General features: G+C 34.0%; 17 protein-coding genes and 1 pseudogene. 10 read left to right on the top strand and 8 right to left on the bottom strand.

The window, feature by feature from the left end; all coding sequences use genetic code 11:
- Positions 1 to 124: 124 nt before the first annotated feature.
- Entirely contained in the window at positions 125 to 2,707 is a 2,583-nt protein-coding gene (alaS, locus tag ABWU64_RS01430; protein WP_353279699.1) for an alanine--tRNA ligase, read from the bottom strand.
- Positions 2,708 to 2,925: 218 nt separating this feature from the next.
- On the opposite strand from alaS, the gene ABWU64_RS01425 reads away from it, so the two are divergent.
- From ABWU64_RS01425 to fmt, 6 genes are all read left to right on the top strand, one after another.
- The gene (locus ABWU64_RS01425) at positions 2,926 to 3,882 is read left to right on the top strand and encodes a hypothetical protein (RefSeq protein WP_353279698.1); all 957 of its coding nucleotides are present in this window, start codon (positions 2,926 to 2,928) and stop codon (positions 3,880 to 3,882) included.
- Between the two features lie 459 nt (positions 3,883 to 4,341).
- Entirely contained in the window at positions 4,342 to 4,944 is a 603-nt protein-coding gene (locus ABWU64_RS01420; protein ID WP_353279697.1) for a hypothetical protein, read from the top strand.
- A gap of 210 nt (positions 4,945 to 5,154) precedes the next feature.
- Positions 5,155 to 5,598, top strand: a complete 444-nt coding sequence (locus ABWU64_RS01415; protein ID WP_353279696.1) for a PAS domain-containing protein — start codon at positions 5,155 to 5,157, stop codon at positions 5,596 to 5,598.
- Between the two features lie 90 nt (positions 5,599 to 5,688).
- A complete protein-coding gene (rpmI, locus tag ABWU64_RS01410) occupies positions 5,689 to 5,895 on the top strand; it encodes a 50S ribosomal protein L35 (RefSeq protein WP_015587848.1) in 207 nt (68 codons plus the stop codon).
- Positions 5,896 to 5,916: 21 nt separating this feature from the next.
- Entirely contained in the window at positions 5,917 to 6,282 is a 366-nt protein-coding gene (gene rplT / locus ABWU64_RS01405; protein WP_015587849.1) for a 50S ribosomal protein L20, read from the top strand.
- A gap of 14 nt (positions 6,283 to 6,296) precedes the next feature.
- Positions 6,297 to 7,196, top strand: coding sequence for a methionyl-tRNA formyltransferase (gene fmt, locus ABWU64_RS01400; protein ID WP_015587850.1), 900 nt, complete (start codon positions 6,297 to 6,299; stop codon positions 7,194 to 7,196).
- Between the two features lie 141 nt (positions 7,197 to 7,337).
- Here fmt and ABWU64_RS06445 read toward each other — a convergent pair.
- Positions 7,338 to 7,490, bottom strand: a pseudogene (locus ABWU64_RS06445) (WPE palindromic element domain-containing protein); the annotation flags it as partial.
- Between the two features lie 76 nt (positions 7,491 to 7,566).
- Here ABWU64_RS06445 and purH point away from each other — a divergent pair.
- Positions 7,567 to 9,087 (top strand): bifunctional phosphoribosylaminoimidazolecarboxamide formyltransferase/IMP cyclohydrolase, encoded by a 1,521-nt coding sequence (gene purH / locus ABWU64_RS01390; protein WP_015587851.1) that lies wholly within the window; start codon positions 7,567 to 7,569, stop codon positions 9,085 to 9,087.
- A gap of 460 nt (positions 9,088 to 9,547) precedes the next feature.
- Here purH and nth read toward each other — a convergent pair whose 3' ends face one another.
- The 4 genes from nth to icd form a co-directional block, all read right to left on the bottom strand.
- Positions 9,548 to 10,186, bottom strand: coding sequence for an endonuclease III (gene nth / locus ABWU64_RS01385; protein ID WP_015587852.1), 639 nt, complete (start codon positions 10,184 to 10,186; stop codon positions 9,548 to 9,550).
- Between the two features lie 26 nt (positions 10,187 to 10,212).
- Positions 10,213 to 11,118 (bottom strand): molecular chaperone DnaJ, encoded by a 906-nt coding sequence (locus tag ABWU64_RS01380; protein ID WP_353279695.1) that lies wholly within the window; start codon positions 11,116 to 11,118, stop codon positions 10,213 to 10,215.
- Positions 11,115 to 11,501 (bottom strand): hypothetical protein, encoded by a 387-nt coding sequence (locus tag ABWU64_RS01375; RefSeq protein ID WP_353279694.1) that lies wholly within the window; start codon positions 11,499 to 11,501, stop codon positions 11,115 to 11,117. Before ABWU64_RS01375 ends, ABWU64_RS01380 begins: the two co-directional genes overlap by 4 nt.
- A gap of 77 nt (positions 11,502 to 11,578) precedes the next feature.
- Positions 11,579 to 13,006, bottom strand: a complete 1,428-nt coding sequence (icd, locus tag ABWU64_RS01370; protein WP_015587854.1) for an isocitrate dehydrogenase — start codon at positions 13,004 to 13,006, stop codon at positions 11,579 to 11,581.
- A gap of 144 nt (positions 13,007 to 13,150) precedes the next feature.
- Here icd and ABWU64_RS01365 point away from each other — a divergent pair, with 144 nt between their 5' ends.
- Positions 13,151 to 13,612 carry an RDD family protein gene (locus ABWU64_RS01365; RefSeq protein WP_015587855.1) on the top strand — a complete coding sequence of 154 codons (462 nt, stop codon included), beginning with the start codon at positions 13,151 to 13,153 and terminating at the stop codon, positions 13,610 to 13,612.
- A gap of 65 nt (positions 13,613 to 13,677) precedes the next feature.
- Here ABWU64_RS01365 and purD read toward each other — a convergent pair whose 3' ends face one another.
- A complete protein-coding gene (gene purD, locus ABWU64_RS01360) occupies positions 13,678 to 14,949 on the bottom strand; it encodes a phosphoribosylamine--glycine ligase (RefSeq protein ID WP_353279693.1) in 1,272 nt (423 codons plus the stop codon).
- A gap of 33 nt (positions 14,950 to 14,982) precedes the next feature.
- Positions 14,983 to 16,263, bottom strand: a complete 1,281-nt coding sequence (serS, locus tag ABWU64_RS01355; RefSeq protein ID WP_353279848.1) for a serine--tRNA ligase — start codon at positions 16,261 to 16,263, stop codon at positions 14,983 to 14,985.
- Between the two features lie 277 nt (positions 16,264 to 16,540).
- Here serS and ABWU64_RS01350 point away from each other — a divergent pair, with 277 nt between their 5' ends.
- Both ABWU64_RS01350 and dusB read left to right on the top strand, forming a co-directional pair.
- Entirely contained in the window at positions 16,541 to 17,854 is a 1,314-nt protein-coding gene (locus ABWU64_RS01350; RefSeq protein WP_353279692.1) for a hypothetical protein, read from the top strand.
- A gap of 12 nt (positions 17,855 to 17,866) precedes the next feature.
- Positions 17,867 to 18,817 (top strand): tRNA dihydrouridine synthase DusB, encoded by a 951-nt coding sequence (gene dusB, locus ABWU64_RS01345; RefSeq protein ID WP_015587859.1) that lies wholly within the window; start codon positions 17,867 to 17,869, stop codon positions 18,815 to 18,817.
- Positions 18,818 to 18,825: the final 8 nt, after the last annotated feature.

Raw genomic sequence — 18,825 nt, 5'->3', positions numbered from 1 at the left:
GAGCTGTAATCCAGTTTTTATTACCTGATATGCTCATTTGACAGTTAAGTCTTTTCTACCCCTATTTGCATAATACCTTGACGATTCTGTTCACGTTTAAAAGATACCGAGGTAGTAGGGTGTATTAATTTTTGCAAGCTGTTATTTTGCTATGGATTGCTGTAATGGCATCATCTATTTTATTGTTATCACAACCTGTTTGGGCAAGTTCGGCATTTCCACCGCAATCCCTTCTGGTTACAGTAGATACTAGCTCTTTTGCATTGATCTTATTAGTTAAATCTTTACTTACTTTGACAATCAAAACTGTTTTATCCTTTTCTGTTACCATGAAGGCTATTACAGTTTTCGGTTTTTGTTGCTGTAGAGCAAATTCCCTTATTATACTTCCTGGAACGTTATTGAAAGTGTGGCTTGCGAAATTTATTCCATTTATTTCGGTACTTTTTACAGTTTCTACACTGATAAGCTTTTTATAAAGATTTTTTATTTTGACTTCAAATTCTTTGCGCTCCTGGCTTACAATACTGAGTCGACTTATTATTTCATTTACTGGTGCTTTTACGCATTCTGCAACTTTTTTTAAGCTAATTTCATTATTGCGTGCATAATTAATTGCTTCTTGACCGGTTAAAGCTTCGATTCTTCTTACTCCAGATGCAACGGAACATTCTGCTACTATCTTAAACAAACCAATTTCTCCAGTACGCTCCACGTGTGTACCGCCACATAATTCTTTTGAATCTCCAATTTTTACAACCCTAACCTTATCACCATATTTTTCACCAAATAAGGCCATGGCTCCTTCATCTATTGCCTGATCCATACCTTGAATTTTTGTAGATGTAGAAAGATTTTCTCTAATTAGAGAATTTACCATATCTTCTACCCAAAATAGCTGATCCTGAGTTACTGGCGTGTTATGACTGAAGTCAAATCTTAGCCTATTCGGTGCGACTAGAGAACCTTTTTGAGTAACATGATCACCCAAAATTTTTCTGAGTGCAAAGTGTAGAAGATGTGTAGCTGAATGATTTCTTCTTAAGTCTTGTCTTCTTTTCTTGTCAATACTAGCTGTAACTGTATCACCTTTACGAACTGAATCAGATTCAACTATACATCTGTGTAAATATAGGTCGTTAATCTTGTTGGTATTTTCAACTATTACCATACTTCCATCAGATTTGATAAAATTTCCAATATCTCCCACTTGTCCACCTGACTCTCCATAAAAAGGTGTTTTATCAAGTATAATAGTTATCTTTTCTCCTTCTTTTGCAGAATCAATTACTTCATTTTTAGGGGAAATTATTGCGAGTACTGTTGCATCCCTTACTTCATCACGTTCATAACCAACAAATTCCGTTTTGCCAAACTGATCGATTAAATTAAACCATACTTGTTCAACAGACTTTTCACCAGAGCCAGTCCAATTAGCACGTGCTCTTTCTTTTTGCTCTTTCATTGCATTATCAAAACCTTTTTGGTCAAAATTTATTTTCCTTTCTTTCAAAATATCAAGTGTGATATCCAAAGGAAATCCATAAGTGTCATATAGTTTGAATGCTGATTCTCCAGATAGAGTGTCACCTGATTTTAAATCTGCAGTGAATTTGTCCAAGAGATTAATGCCTTTCATTAAAGTGTCTTTAAAGTTTTCTTCCTCTGATTTTAACGTTGTTTCTATTAAGCTTTTAGCTCTGATTAGCTCTGGATAAGCATCTCCCATATAAGCCAAACTTGTGCCATCTATGAGTGCAGGAAAAACAAGGTTCAATAGAGAATCATTATATCCAAGTAGGTGGATATAACGTACTGCTCTCCTGATCAATCTGCGTAGTACATAATTTCTTCCTTCATTTCCAGGAAGCACTCCTTCTGCGATGAGAAATGCAGCTGCACGAAGGTGATCTGCGATAATCTTATGAGCTACTTTATTTTCCGTATTTCCACAGTACTCTTGCGATTTACTTACCAGAGCAGAAAATAGGTCAATATCATAGTTATCATGAATGTTCTGCATAACAGCTGCTATTCTTTCAAGGCCCATTCCGGTATCGATGCATTTTTTTGGTAATTTTTGTAAATTACCTTCTTCATCTTTATTAAATTCCATGAAGACCAGGTTCCAAATTTCAACAATTCTGCCGTCTTCATGCAAATCCTGATTTGCATGATCGTAAAAGATTTCAGAACATGGGCCACATGGACCAGTATTGCCCATGCTCCAAAAGTTATCATCTGTTGTAATTCTTATGATTTTATCATCTGAAAGGCCACTTATCTTACGCCAAATTTCATATGCTTCATCATCAGTGTGGTAAACAGTTATGGATAGTCTGTTTTTATCAAGAGACAATTCTTCAGTAATAAATTTCCACGCAAATTCTATAGCAGTTTCTTTAAAGTAATCACCAAAGCTAAAATTTCCGAGCATTTCAAAAAATGTGTGATGCCGAGATGTATAGCCAACATTTTCAAGATCATTGTGTTTACCACCTGCTCTGAGACACTTTTGACTTGAGACGGCACGTTTCATTTCAGTTTTTTGCGTGCCGGTAAAGATGTTTTTGAACTGTACCATACCAGCATTTGTAAACATGAGTGTTGGGTCATGCTCTGGAATCAAAGGAGAAGAAGGAACTTGCTCATGATTATTATTTACAAAAAATTTTATAAATCTTTCTCTAATTTCGTTTAGCTTCATCGTTTTTACTGAGGTTATCTATGGATAATAAGTTGTAACAGAAGTAAAATCAATTTATCAATCTAGATATTAATATATACATTACTTAGTATAATAAAAGTAACTTTTACATAAAAATTTTAATAAAAAGATATAGGTTTAAATATTTTATCCACTAACATAGAGAAGTATTTGTTAATTCAAATAATACTTTTATTAATTAATTTAAGGAGTGTGAAATGCCAAAAAAATTCCAAAACACTAAGAATAGCATGCGAAAGAGAGAAACAACAAATAAGCAGGAGATGGATGGTCCAACAATTAGAATTGCATCTGACTTGGAAAGTATAAAACAAAACAGAAGGGTAGAATTTTTAATTAAAGGAGAGAATTTAACAGTAAAAGACCTCTCTATATCTTCTAGAGCAGCTGAGATAGGCTTGGTTACAGGAATAGTAAATTCAATAGACATTCCTCAAGCAATTCGTAAATCGACAATAGATGGAATTATTTTAGGTCTTAAGAGTGGAGAAATAGAAAAAGGTAAAGAATATAATTATAGAGAATTTAAGAAAATATATCTAAAAAACCTTGTAGATGAATTGGGTAAGGATAGTTCAAAAAAGCTAAAAGAAAGAACTGATGAAAATAGCCAATTGAGAGAATCTACTACTGAAGAAATTGATTATCAGATGCAGGAAGATGTAACTATCGAATCAGCTTCTTTAACAAAACAAGAATTCGATTTTGCATCAAGCAAAGTAACTACTAAAGAGATTAATGACGTAATAAATGAAATAGAAGAATCAAATGCTAGTTATGGAATTGCTCCTGAAGATATAAGTAGTGTTTCCCGTTTTGATAGTAATTCACAAGAAGTGTTAGATCATTCTATATTTAATAGCACAGATGTGGAAGGGCCTAAATTACCCGAAATAAATGGAGGACAGTATATAGGAATAGCAGGGATTGCTGGTGGTATGTTGGGTGGAGTGCTAGCAGTAGCTTTTGCAGGATTAGGATACTTTGTATGGCATAGAAAAAATAGGGAAGGTAGCTACGATGTTGAAAAAGCGATGAAAAACCTTCCTGAACAAGCTCAACTTGAGCATTCCGGATCTACATCAGAAATAGAATCTTTGCTCAGCAATGCTACATCCGTAGCACATCTATCTCCTCAAATTAGCATCGAATAAAATTCCAGAGTTTGATGGCACAACAGTGCCATCAACTTAGCTCTCTAGCATTTGTAATGCTCTGGAACCAAAGGAGAAGAAATTTTCCTGTCTTACAAAAAATTTTATAACTCTTTCTCTAATTTTATATCGTTTTTACTAAGGTATAATAAGTTGCAATGAGAGTAAGATCAATCCGAATATTAATACATATACTATTTAGTATAATAAAAATCTTAGTAAAAAAATGTGGACTTAAATAATTTATCTTTTATACACAAGGAAATATTGATCTATTTGGAGGTCATATATGCCAGGAAGATTGTTACACGTTAAAGATACTGTACGAGAAAAAGGATTAATCAATAAGGAAAAAGGAATAGATGGATTAGTATTGAATCTGAATTGCAAAATGTAGAACAAAATAGAACAATATATTTTCTATTGGGAGGAGGTGATTTAAAACTTAAGTATGTATGTATGCTTGATGATACATCTTATCGTATTCTTGTTGCTGAAGGAGAAATAGTGCGTGCAGAAAATCCAAAAGTGATGATTGATAATATCGTTTCTGATCTTAAGAGTGGAAAAATACGAAGTTATAAAGAATATAATGCCAAAGAGTTTTATGAAAAGTATCTCAAAGAGTTTTTGAGTAATGAGAATTTGCAAAAGATGGAAGCTGGTGATATTGAAAGTACAACAACAGAACTACCAAACTTAAAACAAGTAATGGAAAAAATGAAAAAATTAAACGCTAGTAATGGAATTACAATTCAAAATATAGGAAATGTTAAAAATACGACAAATATTTTGGGTAATCCTATGATTTATGATATGAACTTGAGAAGATTTAAATTATTGGAAACATCTCGATCAAATAAGGAAAATATGGGAGTGTTAACAGTAGGTATGTTAGCAGTGGTAGTAGTCTTGTTAGCAGCTATCGCAGCAGCTGTACCATTTAAATGTTGGTTTTATAATAGAAAAAATAAAATCCATAGTAGTTCTAAGGAAGAAACTCCATCTAGTAAGTTATTAAGTACAATAACCTTAGAAAGTAGAGGTAATAGTATTATTTAGCCAAAATATTGCAAAAATAGAATTTTTTTATTATTTTTTACAGTTTCCTCATTTAATAATTTTGATGTTCTAATTATTATACTTAATGTATCATTACCTGTTGTGTAAACAGGATGAGAATTTTCAATAATCTGCATCCTTTAGTAAGAAAAAATCAATACATTCACGATAAGTTTACCTCATATCTGTGTTTTATATGTGGAATTTCGAATGGAAAATTATGCAGGCAAAGAAAGAAGAATAGTGAATATAGTTACTCAACATTGGAGTGATATAAAAGGATCAGATAGAGAATGGCCAGAAAGACATGAAATAGACACTGCAGAAATCATGGAGTCATGGCAGCATTGTTTTATCATTGAAGTTAAAGAACGAGGTTATATATGTGAAAATGCAGGAGAAAAGGCTATTGAATTTTATGGTTTTGAACAAAAGATGTACATCGATAATAAGTATTCAATTGATGCACCATTTTTGCGGCTATATAAAATAGATGCAGTTATTGATAAACTTGAGACTGTAATAGAGAGTAAATGCTCAATTAACGAAGAGGAAGAAAGTGAAAGTGTTAAAATGAGGCAAGTATTGTTGCCAATTGGAGATAAAGAAGGTATAACACATATACTGGGTGTGATTACATTTAAGCTCCTCTAAAACACAATTTTAATTTGATTCTTTAACAAAATTATCTATACTCATAATTAATTACTACTAAAGAACTAAATAGCGGAACTTGTTTGGGATATGACAAAAATGAAATTAAAAACTAAATCTTCTGTCAAAAAGCGCTTTCACCTTACAGCTAAGGGCAAAGTCATCTCTACTCAGTCAGGTAAAAGACATGGTATGGTAAAGAGAAGTAAATCTAATATTCGTAATCAGCGTGGTACAACGATTCTTAATAAATCTGACTCGCGCATAGTTAAGCTTTATATGCCTTATGGTATTTAACAAAATGGAGGTAAAATAAAAATGGCTCGAGTAAAACGTGGAGTCACTACTCATGCTCGTCATAAAAAAATATTGAAGCTAGCAAAGGGTTATAGAGGACGGGCAAAAAATTGTTATAGAATTGCATTACAAAGAGTTGAAAAAGCACTCCAATATGCTTACAGAGACAGAAGAACCTGTAAACGTGATTTTCGTGGTTTGTGGATAATACGTATTAATGCAGCGGCAAGAGAACATGGACTTACTTACGGTAGATTTATGCATGGTCTTAAACTTGCTGAAATTGATTTAAATAGGAAAATTCTTGCTGAGATGGCTGTTAACTATAAGGATGATTTTGCTAAATTAGTAGAAACTGTAAATAGTAAGTTAGCAGAAAATTCTTAAAGCAAAAACACCTAATGAGAATTATTTTCATGGGTTCACCGGAGTTTGCAGTTAGTACGTTAAGCTTACTATTGAAATCAAATAACGAAATAGTAGCATTATATACCAAGGCTCCAAAACCTTCAGGGCGTGGGCGAAAGTTAACAAAATCCCCAGTACACGTCGTTGCTGAAGAAAGTGACATAGAGGTATGTATTCCTACCTCTCTAAGATCTTCAATAGAGCAAGAAAAGTTTAGAAATTTTAAGTCAGATGTTGCAGTTGTTGCTGCGTATGGATTGATACTTCCAAAAGAAATTTTAAATATTCCCAAATATGGTTGTATTAATATTCATCCATCATTGCTGCCTAGGTGGCGCGGTGCAGCTCCAATACAGCACACAATTTTAGCCGGAGATCAAGAAACCGGAGTTAGCATTATGCAGCTAGATGAAGGATTAGATTCTGGCCCTATTTTAAAACAGAAAAAGTTTCTTATTGAAAAAAGCGATAATTATAAGACGTTGTATGATAAATTGTCTGAATTAGGTAGTGATTTACTGCTGAAAGTACTAAACGAAATTGAAAAGCAAGTTCCCTTAAAACAGAGCGATAACGATGCGTGCTATGCTGACAAAGTAAAAGACTATAAAATTTACGCAAGTGACGCCTGTGAAATTGCTTATAGAAAGGTTAAAGCATTTTATCCAAAAGCATTCATTAAGGTAGAGAATAAACGTATCAAGATACTTGATGCTGAATTTGAAGCCTTCACTTCAGGACAAGGTGAGATCATTAATGATAATATGCATATAAGTTTAAAAGGTGGTACTTTAATTCCTAAAGTTGTACAAATGGAAGGAAGAAATCCTTGCGATATTAAAGATTTTGTTCGTGGCTTAAAATCAAGTTTAACAAAAAAATTTATAGAATAGACTACTTTGAAGGGAGGGTGAGGAGAGCTAAAGCAACTTCTACAATTTGGTATTCCGCTGCTTGTTAGCGGAATCTACAACAAGATACCGCGTTTTGGTGTACGAACATTGCAATTTGCAGGTAATTTGAGTAGTAGATGGTGTCATTCCAGTGCTTGATAATGGAATCCAGTTTCTATTGTACAGCCACCTGGTGTGTTCATTGAAAGTGAAGTTTTCTGGATCCCAGTGTCTGGGCACTGGGATGACATCTTTCTTGGTCTCTTGTATCACAATGTTCGTACAGTTGTGGATAACGTGGCGGTATGACGTAGTAGCTATATATAGACAAATTTTCTTTTCTTAGATATAATCTTAAGAAACCTTCCATATGAAAATTAAAAGAGCTTTAATATCAGTATACGATAAGACAAATATAATTGAACTTGCATCGTTTTTGATGCAGCAACAAATAGAAATTCTCTCAACAGGGAATACTTATAAAGTGCTATCAGGTGCGGGAATAAAAACGCAAGAAGTTTCAGATTACACACAATTTCCAGAAATACTAGATGGCAGAGTGAAAACTTTACATCCTAAAATTCATGGAGGAATACTCTGTGATCGAAAAAGGCACGAAGAGGAAATGCAGAATCTAGAAATTAAGCCGATAGATCTGCTTATAACTAACTTATATCCATTTTGGAAAACGGTTAATAGCAACTCAAGTGAGAAGCAAATCATAGAACAAATAGATATAGGTGGAGTAGCATTAATTAGAGCTACAGCAAAAAACTTTCATTTCACTTCAGTGATTTCTAGAATTCAAGATTACGAAACACTGAAAGCTGAGATGATCAAAAATAACAATCAGACAACATTAGAATATAGAAAACATCTAGCAACTAAAGCATTTGCTCTGACTGCACAGTATGATTCTAATATTTACAATTGGTTTTTATCACAGGGTAAAAGCAATGAGTTACCAGAGTTTTTTACTCTATATGGATGTAAAGCACAAGGACTCAGGTATGGTGAAAATCCTCATCAAAAAGCTGCATTTTATAGCAATCAATTTAGCAAATATCCACTGGAGAAAATACATGGAAAAGAATTGAGCTATAATAATATAGTCGACATAGAGTCTGCACTTAACATAATTTCTGAGTTTCAAGAACCTGCAGCAGTGATAATAAAGCACAATAATCCATGTGGCGTTGCTGTTAGTGATAGTGCTTTAAAAGCATATGAAAAAGCTCTATCATGTGATGAAATAAGCAGTTTTGGTGGAATAGTTGCTTTCAATCGGGAGATAGATTTAAAGCTAGCAGAGAAATTAAACGAGATATTTTTGGAAGTGGTGATAGCACCATCGGTAAACAATGAGGTACTAAAAATTTTACAAAAAAAGAAAAATTTAAGAGTGATTATTCATCAATCTCTTCAGCAAAATGCAAAATATCAAATCAAAAATGTTGTTGGCGGGTTCTTAGTGCAAGAAAATAATAACCATACAGTAAAAGTAGAAGAAATAAACCGAGTGACAGAATGCACTACAACAAAAAAAGAGAAGGAAGATCTTATTTTTGCTTGGAAAATATGTAAACATGTAAAATCCAATGCAATAGTGATAGCAAAAGACGGTTGTGCTATTGGCATCGGTGCAGGACAAACAAGCAGAATAGATAGTGTGAATATTGCAGTAAAAAAAGCAGGTGAAAAATGTAAAGGCGCAGTGCTTGCTTCAGATGCATTTTTTCCATTTCCAGATAGTATAGTAGAAAGTGCAAAGCATGGAATTACAGCTATAATTCAGCCAGGTGGCTCATTGAAAGATCAAGACGTGATAGCAGCTGCAAATGAGAATAAAATTGCCATGTTTTTCACTGATGTTCGTAACTTTCTCCATTAAGCTTTGTATCCTGTCAAAATTATACCTACACAGGGCTTTGTTGCATAGCAGCTTATAGGTATGAAAATTGTAGTAAATTTATGTAGTTACTTTAAACTCAACTATACCTATCTGTAATTGTAAGCTGTACTCTTGAGCTCCTGATGCGATATAGCAAATCCTAAAATGCCTTGCTGTTTTTCTTTATAGACATTCAGCTTACCTTGTACATTAGTCTATCTGGATGACATTTTACTTTTTCTAGAATATAATAATTCCCTAGAAATTACCCTACTCAATTCTATTGTACCTTGTTTAACATTGAAACATGAGTCTGGAATCTAGAAATTTTTTAAGAACAAAAGTTATTCTAAATTTTTGTTGGTAAGAAAGACTGGATTTCAGTGTCAGCTACTCGGATGACACCATCATAGAGATCAGCTACTTGGATGATAAAAGTAAGAAATATCGAAGTGTTATACTAGACTTTATACCTCTTGCATTCAAACTCACATAAATCATGAATTGTGCACGCTTCACACAAAGGTTTTTGTGCCTTGCAAATGTATCTACCGTGTAAAACTAGCCAATGATGAGCATAAAGCAGGTATTTTTTTGGAACCACATTCAAAAGAGATTGCTCTGTTTTAAATATATCTTTTTCTTTCACAAGCCCAACTCTATTGCTTACTCTAAAAACATGAGTATCAATTGCCAATGTTGGAATACCAAGCCCCGAATTTAAGAACACATTAGCGCTCTTTCTCCCAACCCCTGGTAAAGATACCAAATCATCGAAATTAGTAGGCACTTTGCTATTGTACCTCTCAATCAATATTTTGCTGAGCCCGATTATATTTTTTGCTTTGGAATTATATAAACCAATACTGCTTATGTATTTTCTCAGCTCACTTTGCCCAAGATTTAGCATTTTTTCTGGCGTATCAACAATACTAAATAGCTCCCTCGTAATTTTATTAACACTGATATCGGTTGTCCGCGCTGATAGAACTATTGCAACTAATAACGTAAAATGATTGGTATAATTTAGCTCTATTTTCGGTATGGGATTTGATTGCTTGAATTTTTCAAATATCAATTCTACTTTTTTTGAGTTCACGTATAGAGCTAAAACTACACTGGTTACTATGCAAATTTAATTGCTTGAGGATTAGATAGTCCTTCAGTATTAACATCAGACATATCAGTTTTTACCTCATCAAAATTCCTTTCAGCAAACTCGCTTGCCACTTCTGCAAAACATTTTCTAACAAGAGGCATGATAATTGGCATCAATAATTTCCGCAAATCATACCATTTTAATAGGTCAGTTTCCTTTTGTACTCTATCTCTTGGATCCTCTTCTAGTAAATCTTTTGTGTGCTTGTCAGCATATATTTCACAGCCTTTTGAGAAAATAGGAGCTAATGCTTCAATTAATACTGCCAATAATAATAGTGGACCAAGTATAGCTCCACCAACGGTTAATCCATTAGCAATGAAATTTGTTGTAACTAAATAAACAGAAAAAGCAGCTAAAGGATAGTTGATAAGAAGTTTACTGCTTAGCGCAATATAGTTCATTTTACTCATGAATTCATCAGTAGAAATTTCTGAGTTTTTATACTTCTCCATATAATAATTCACTAATGAATTACAGAGTTTATTAATAATGATATTAAATGCTATGATCCACCATGAAAAATAGCAACCTATAGTAATTGTAGTTAATAGAGTTAAAGGCAGAAAACTTATTTTTGGGACTAACATTAGAGCATTTTTGCGCTCTATAAATTTCAATGCTAATGTCTTTTTATCTTCTTCAATTAGGCTTCTCTTTTCTTTTAGAGGAGTAATATAATTAAGTAATTGTATGCTTGGCTTTGCTATATATTGATATAACTCTTGCATTAACTTTGCAATTTGTACACTCTTCTGAAAATTATCTAAATTTGGATTTAATAAAACCCTCTCTATTTGAACCTGAAGTTCATTATAGCTTTTGAAGTCTTCTCCAAACGAACGATCATTTCTTTTTAGTATAGCAATCAACCCATCAAATCTTTACCTACAGCTTCTTTCTCACTGATTTTTAGCTCGTTAAACAACTTTCTCCTATAGTGAAACTCTCTTGCTGTTAAACGCCCATCACTTCCAGCGCCAATACTGACTTTAACACAAGGATTTCCTAATTCCAAAGGTTCAATATATTTTTTTAGCTCTTGATAGGCTTTATAAATTTGATCAAATCTATTTTTATCTCCACCCTTGTCAGGATGATTTACAAGAATTAACTTCCTATGCTGTTTCTTCAAAATTGAGCTAAGCTCTTCATAATTCTTGTCTACAACTTGTTTAGCTTCTATTTCCAACACATTAAACAAATCAGCATTATCACGAAACTCCTGACTAGTTAACTTAAAATGTTGACTCATTACTACGCCTCACATGAACATACTGTTAGTATAATACATTTTATGCTTTACACAAGCATAAACATGTTTAACTCTCATTAAGAGAAAAAACCCTCTTTCCCATCGTATAAATACAATTTGTCCATTCTCACTACATCAAAGTTATTTTCTTCGAGTTTTGTTAGTAAGTTATTCACGTCACTGTTTGTGATAGCTTTCTTTTCATTATCTGCAATAAACCTGCAGGTTATTTGATCGCTTGAAGATTCTGACTTTCCTGGCCAGATTGCAAGACCTTTTGAGTATATCGCTATAATCTTAGGATCACTTGATTTAAATAATTCTACTATTTGGTTAAAATTGCCAGATTTGTTCCAAGCAAGCGTTATGTCGCTACCAACTAGCTTTTTAGTTTTATAGTCCTGTTCATAGCTATCTTGTATTTTACTTGTTTTATTACTTGCACTATTGTCAATTATAAGTTCAGATAGTATTCCTGGTTTCTTTCCTAGATTATTTATAATAGCTTCTGCAAATTCTTTTGTACCCACTTTCTGTTTACTTTTTTTCTCCTTATATAAATCAGCAGTGTGTACTCCATCTTCCAAAGTCTTGAGCCACGCATCATAAATTAGTTTTGCAGTAGTAGCTTGATCTATGTAAATTAGCATATGCACTGCAGCATTTAAAAGACCAGAAGGATTAGCTATATTTTTTCCTTCAATATCAGGAGCAGAACCATGCACTGCTTCGAACATCGCATATTCATTACCTATGTTGCTACTTCCAGCAAGTCCTACAGATCCAGAGGTTTGTGCGACTATATCTGATAATATGTCACCATATAAATTCTCAGTTACTATAACATCAAAATTCTCGGGCTCTGTGGCAACTTTTGCCATTCCAATATCAACTATATAATGATCTGCCTTTATATCTGGGTATTCTTTTGCAACACGATCAAATGCTGCATGAAAAGTGCCGTCAGTCATTTTCATTATGTTATCTTTAGTCAGGCAAGTTACTTTCTTTCTATTGTGTTTTTGCGCATATTCAAAAGCGTATCTGCATATTTTCTCTGAACCGGATCTAGTAATAATTTTAGTGCATTGGTACGAGTCACCAGTGAGCCTATGCTCTATTCCCGTATAAACGTCTTCTTCATTTTCACGTATTACAACAACATCAAATTTATCGAATTTATTTTCTATAACAGGGTGATACGAAATGCATGGTCTGATGTTTGCATACAGCCCTAAATTCTTCCGCAGTGCAACGTTCAAGCTTTTGTGCCCTTTGCCTTGCGGAGTTGTTGTTGGAGATTTAAGTAACACTTTTGTCCTTTCAATAGACTCCCAACCACTCGGAGAAATTCCATGAGACCATTCCTTACTATAAACACGCTCTCCTATTTCAATAATATCTATTGAGATCTCTGCTTTCGCTTCACGCAATATCGACAGCACCGCTTCCATAATTCCTGGTCCGATACCATCACCATACGCAACTGTGACTGATGTTGACATAACTTCCTTAACTGTAAATGATTTAATGTTAATTCAAATAATATAGTGGCACAAGCAGCTAATATTACCCGAATTAGTATATTTACGATTATTTAATAACGCATCTTTATATTAGATAGTGATACTAGAAATATAAATGAGGCTATGAATATTGAAATAAATCATGTGGGCTTCATGAAGCGTACTGTAGCATCCACCCTTGATGCGGTCATATATTCACTCGCTTCTTTTTTATTTAAAGACTTTATACTTATACTATATATAGTAGTAGAAATACTAATGATAACAAGATTTGGTGGTACTCCAGGAAAATTATTGCTAAAAATATATATAAAAGATGCAAATACATTTACAGATGTTACCCTAAAACAGGTAACAATAAGATGCTTTTTTAGAAACTATTCTTGGATTATTTTTCTTCCAATTTGGCTGCTGTCTTATTATTACCTTGAACATCCTCAATTTGACTATATTGCCTTATGTTGTCTCTTGTGTCCTGTTGTAATATTAATTTTACTTTTTGTATTAGCAATATTTGATAAACGCAAACAAACGTTTTATGATAAGATTGCAAAAACAGTAGTAATAGAATATAAACCTAGTTGATGTTTTTCTTTAGTTGTCTGTATTATTGCTTACAAAGTGACTTTTTTGTTTCTGCATGAGCTAAATTAACTACCAATATCATACCTGAAGAATCCACCTGACCATTCTAGAAAATTTAATGCTGAGTACACTTTACTTTTAGCTTCTTCCATAGTGTTTCCTTCTCCTACTATATTTAGCACCCTTCCGCCATCTGAAATCCAATTGCCACTTTCATCTCGCTTAGTGCCAGCATGAAATACTAGCACTCCAGGAATGTTCTCAATTTTATCTAATCCTTTAATTACCTCTCCTTTTTGATAATCACCAGGATAGCCTTTACTTGCAACGACTACACAAACTGTAATTTTGTGATTAAACTCCACCATTTTTGTATTTAACTTGCCTTCTGCAACTGACAACATCAACTTTAGCAAATCACAATTTGGATCAAGTCTAGGTAACATAGATTGTATTTCCGGATCCCCAAACCTAACATTATACTCAAGAAGCTTTGGACTATCTTTGCAAATCATTAAACCAGCAAAGAGTACTCCTTTATAGGATGTTCCCATGTTAGTCAGTGCTTGAATTGTAGGATATATTATTTTTTGGATAATTTTTTGCTCCATCTCCTTACTTATAATCGAAGGTGATGAGTATGACCCCATGCCTCCAGTATTTTGTCCCTCGTTATTTTCACCAACTCTCTTGTAATCTTTTGCACACCCAAGGGTTATTACCTTCAACCCATCAATAAGAGCAAAAAAACTTACTTCCTCTCCAATTAAAAACTCTTCTATGATTATTTCTTCACCTGACTCACCAAGATTTTTCTCCACTAGCATTGAATCTATTGCTGAAAAAGCCTCATTTTCTGTGTGGCATATTATGACACCTTTCCCTGCTGCAATTCCATTTGCTTTAATTACAAGCGGCAATTTTATTTTATTACTACGGACAAAATTTTTAGCTAACCTCTCATCAATAAAACCCTCATACTTGGCGGTTGGTATACCATATTGTTTACATAGTTCCTTCGTAAAAGACTTTGATGCCTCAAGTTTTGCAGCTGCTTGACTTGGAGCAAAAACGTTTATCCCCTCCGCAGTTAAATCATCAGCAAGCCCATTAATTATCGGCTGCTCTGGACCAATAATTACTAGCTCTATATTTTCTTTCTTGCAAAATTGTGTAACATCAACTGAATCTTGAATATTTATATTCACAAGAACTCCAAAATTCTCCATGGCCGGGCGACCAGGAGTAACATATAACTTAGTCAAGGTAGGAGACTTCTTTAGAGCCCAAAGTAAAGCATGCTCACGCCCACCAGAACCTATAACCAAAACCTTCATCTTTATTTCCTCGCTTTTCTATATATGTCAAAATTATTGTTTGCTTATAACAGTATCATTACTCATATATCTTTGCAACACGTTTGGTATTGTAACTGACCCATCGGAATTTTGATAATTCTCCATTATGGCAACAATTGTTCTTCCTATGGCTAAAGCTGAGCCGTTTAAAGTGTGAACGTATTTTTTTGTTTTTCTGTCAGTTTCTAAGAAGTATTTAGTGTTCATTCTTCTTGCCTGGAACGTACCGCAATTTGAGCAGCTTGATATTTCTCTATATTTATTTTGCTCAGGTAACCATACCTCTATGTCATAAGTCTTTTGTGCAGCAAAACCCATATCGCCACTGCAAAGTAGCATTACTCTGTACGGTAATTCTAGTTTTTTTAATATCTCTTCAGCAACACTAGTCATACGTTCAAGCTCGTCTTTTGACTGGTCTTCAGTTGTGATGCTTACTAATTCCACTTTACCAAATTGGTGTTGCCTTATCATACCTCTTGTATCTCGTCCTGCGCTGCCAGCTTCTTTACGAAAACATTCTGAATATGCAGTAAAACGAATAGGCAGTTCTTTTTCTTCTATTATTTTGTCAGCAACTAAATTTGTTAAAAATACTTCACTTGTAGGAATTAATCTTAACTCATCGGTAGTTAAATATGAATCATCGGAAAATTTTGGTAGCTGACCAACGTTATACATCGCCTCGTTTTTCACCAGAGCTGGGTGATACACCTCAGTATAGGCAAATTCATTAACATGTGTTTCCAGCATAAAATTTATTAATGCTCGTCCAAGCTTAGCTAACTGTCCTTTTAATATTGTAAACCTTGATCCAGAAATTTTTGCTGCTTGCTCAAAATCCATCAAGCCTAACCTTTCTCCGAGTTCATAATGAAATTTTGGCATAAAACTAAATTGCCTTTTTTCTCCATATTTTCTGATTTCTACGTTGGAGCTCTCATCTTCACCTATTGGCACGTTTTGTGCAGGGATATTTGGTAAGTTAGATAAGATATTCATTAAGTTATCTTTCTCCATTTGCTCTTTTAAGCTGATTGCTTTTATCTCATTTGTTATGTTTCTTGACACTTCTACCTCATTTTCAGAGGAGCTCTTGCTCATTTTAAGCTTCTTTATTTCCTCTGTGATTTCATTGCGCTGCCTATTTAAATCTTGCAATGTAGTAGTCAGTAATCTTCTTTCATCATCAACATCTAATATTTCTTTTGCAGTAAATTCTCTTATCCCCCTGATTTTCATTGCCCTTTCAAATCCTTCAGGGTTTTTGCGTATATCTTCTATATCATGCATATGTTGTGCTATTACTAACATCATTACTCTACTTCAAAAGCTTTGAATGCTCAATATTTTTACATATAAATGCTAATATTGATTTTACCTTCATAATTTGCTAGAATTAGTTAACGTAGTATTCATAAAATATAACATGTTGAGCGTCAAAAAAAAGCACAATACATTTAAAGAGAGTACTCACTTCACTAAACTTAAGGCTAGTGGAAGATTTGCTGTCTACGCTTTTTGTATATATTTGGCAACTACATTTACCATTGGCTGTTTGGGATTGATAATGGGATCTTTCCTCTTAACCTTACCGTTTGCTATGCTCATCTCCAACCCTATAGTTTGGATTTTAATGGGAATAGTGCTTACAGCAACATACAAGATGGTTATTGAACCTTTATTTTACTTGGTAAAAGATTATGTTGATGGAAAAGGAGTTTCAGAGGGAAAAGAAAGCGATGCTAAAACTGATGAGCTATTAAAATCACCAAAGCAAGAGCAAGCTGTAAATAATCAAGGAAATCCAAAAACCCCAGATGGGGATAGTGGTATTTTACCAGGAAGTGAACCTGCCTCAAGTAACAATAGTCGTAGAAATTCTAATGCTTCAGGAGATAGTGGTTTGGGTGGCAAAGAGTTTCATGAAGATTTACAAACTCTTATGCATCAGACAAATAGAGAAAATTACTATTACTGGCTACAAGAACATGACATTTCTCATATTGCAAGAGCTGTATATAACTATTCAGAAAATTCAAGTGGCAATGTACTTTTTTGTATTCCTGGTGATGTGAGTACTTTAAACTCAAAACTGAAAGAGTATAAAATAGAACAAGGGAACACAAAAAAAATCTTTGCCTCGATTATTAATTTAGGAGGAAATCACTGGGTAACACTGATAGTCACATGTAATGGTAACAGACAATTTAGAGCTTATTATTGTGACTCATTTGGTAATAAATTACCAAATGAGGTTGAAGGAAAGGTAAAAGACGATATAAGTCTTGCTAATGAGATTGCTGAGAAGTGTCTATTACCCTTAAGTAATGAGGTGGGAAGTTTAATACGGGAAAGAGAAAATAATCCAGATAATGCTAGCCTTAAAGAGAAAAAAGATGATGTTGAAAAAACATTAGGTCATGCAAGAGAAGATAGAAATAAGTTAGTTAGTAAGCCAATTGATACTAGTTATATAGTGGGCATATTACAGGAAACCTTAGAGATAGGGAATGATAGCATAAAGAGTTCTGCGGTTGATCAGCAAAAAGATGGCTGTAATTGTGGAGTATTTGCTTTAGAAAATGCTCATAGGATTACGGAAATGCTCAACGAAGATAAATCATTTGATGAAATTGACAGAGAGTTATCAAAGCACAAGCCTAGGCCAGGACAATTGCACGAGAAGAGAAGAGAGTTCGCAAAAGCACTTATGGAGGATGAAGAGTGGAAAGAATCCATTGCTGAAGGTGGAATTTTACATGATGCTATACAGCAGCTCATTCCTGAAGATAGTAAGAAAGAGGAGGCAGAATCTACCACAAGTTCGATTATTCAAAATGTTGTTACAACATGTGCAAAATATTTGGGCCTCAGTAATTAATCAATAAGATCTATGTCCCTTCAAATAGGAAATTTGGCTATTGATTCTCCGGTTATTTTAGCACCAATGTCTGGAGTGACTGATTATCCATTTAGGAGTATTGTAAAAAAACTTGGTGCAGGTTTGTTAGTCTCAGAAATGATTGCAAGCAGGGCTATGATCATGCAAACTCTACAGAGTATGCAAAAAGCAAAAGTTGATGAACTAACCGCTGTACAACTTGCTGGTTGTGAGCCTGATATTATGGCGGAAGCTGCAAAGCTAAATGAGGACATGGGTGCGAAAATCATAGATATAAATTTTGGTTGTCCAGTTAAAAAAGTTGTAAACGGTTACGCAGGGTCAGCACTTATGCGTGATGAAAAAAAGGCTGCTGAGATAATAGAAGCTGTAGTCAAGGCAGTGAGTGTGCCAGTTACAGTAAAAATGCGTACTGGATGGAATGACGAAAATCGTAATGCTCCGCGCTTGGCAAAAATTGCAGAAGATTTGGGAGCAAAGATGATTACTGTACATGGAAGGACAAGGGCACAGCTTTATAATGGTCAAGCAGATTGGAAATTCGTTAGAAATGTTAAAGAGCAGGTAAAAATTCCAGTTATAGTAAATGGAGATATTAAGAGTTTGAATGATGTTCAAAGTGCACTTAAAGAATCTGGGGCAGATGGAGTAATGATAGGTCGTGGTGCTTACGGCAAACCTTGGCTGATTAATCAAGCAATAAACTTTTTGAGTGGAAATAAAGTTTCTGAGCCAACAGCCTTAGAGAGATTAAGCATAATACTCAAGCATTATGACAGTATTCTTGAGTACTATGGAAGCGATACAGGAATAAAGATGGCCCGCAAACATATAGGATGGTACAGTAGCGGGCTTCAAAACTCATCTGAATTTCGTGTAAGAGTAAATAACATAATAGACAGCACAGAGGTGAAAGAAAATATAATCGATTTTTTTAGTTAAAAACAGAT

It is taken from the genome of Wolbachia endosymbiont (group B) of Xanthorhoe designata (assembly GCF_964028585.1).
GTDB lineage: Bacteria > Pseudomonadota > Alphaproteobacteria > Rickettsiales > Anaplasmataceae > Wolbachia.
The sequence above is the reverse complement of the archived record's forward strand: the minus strand, read 5'-3'. Positions and strand labels throughout refer to the sequence as shown.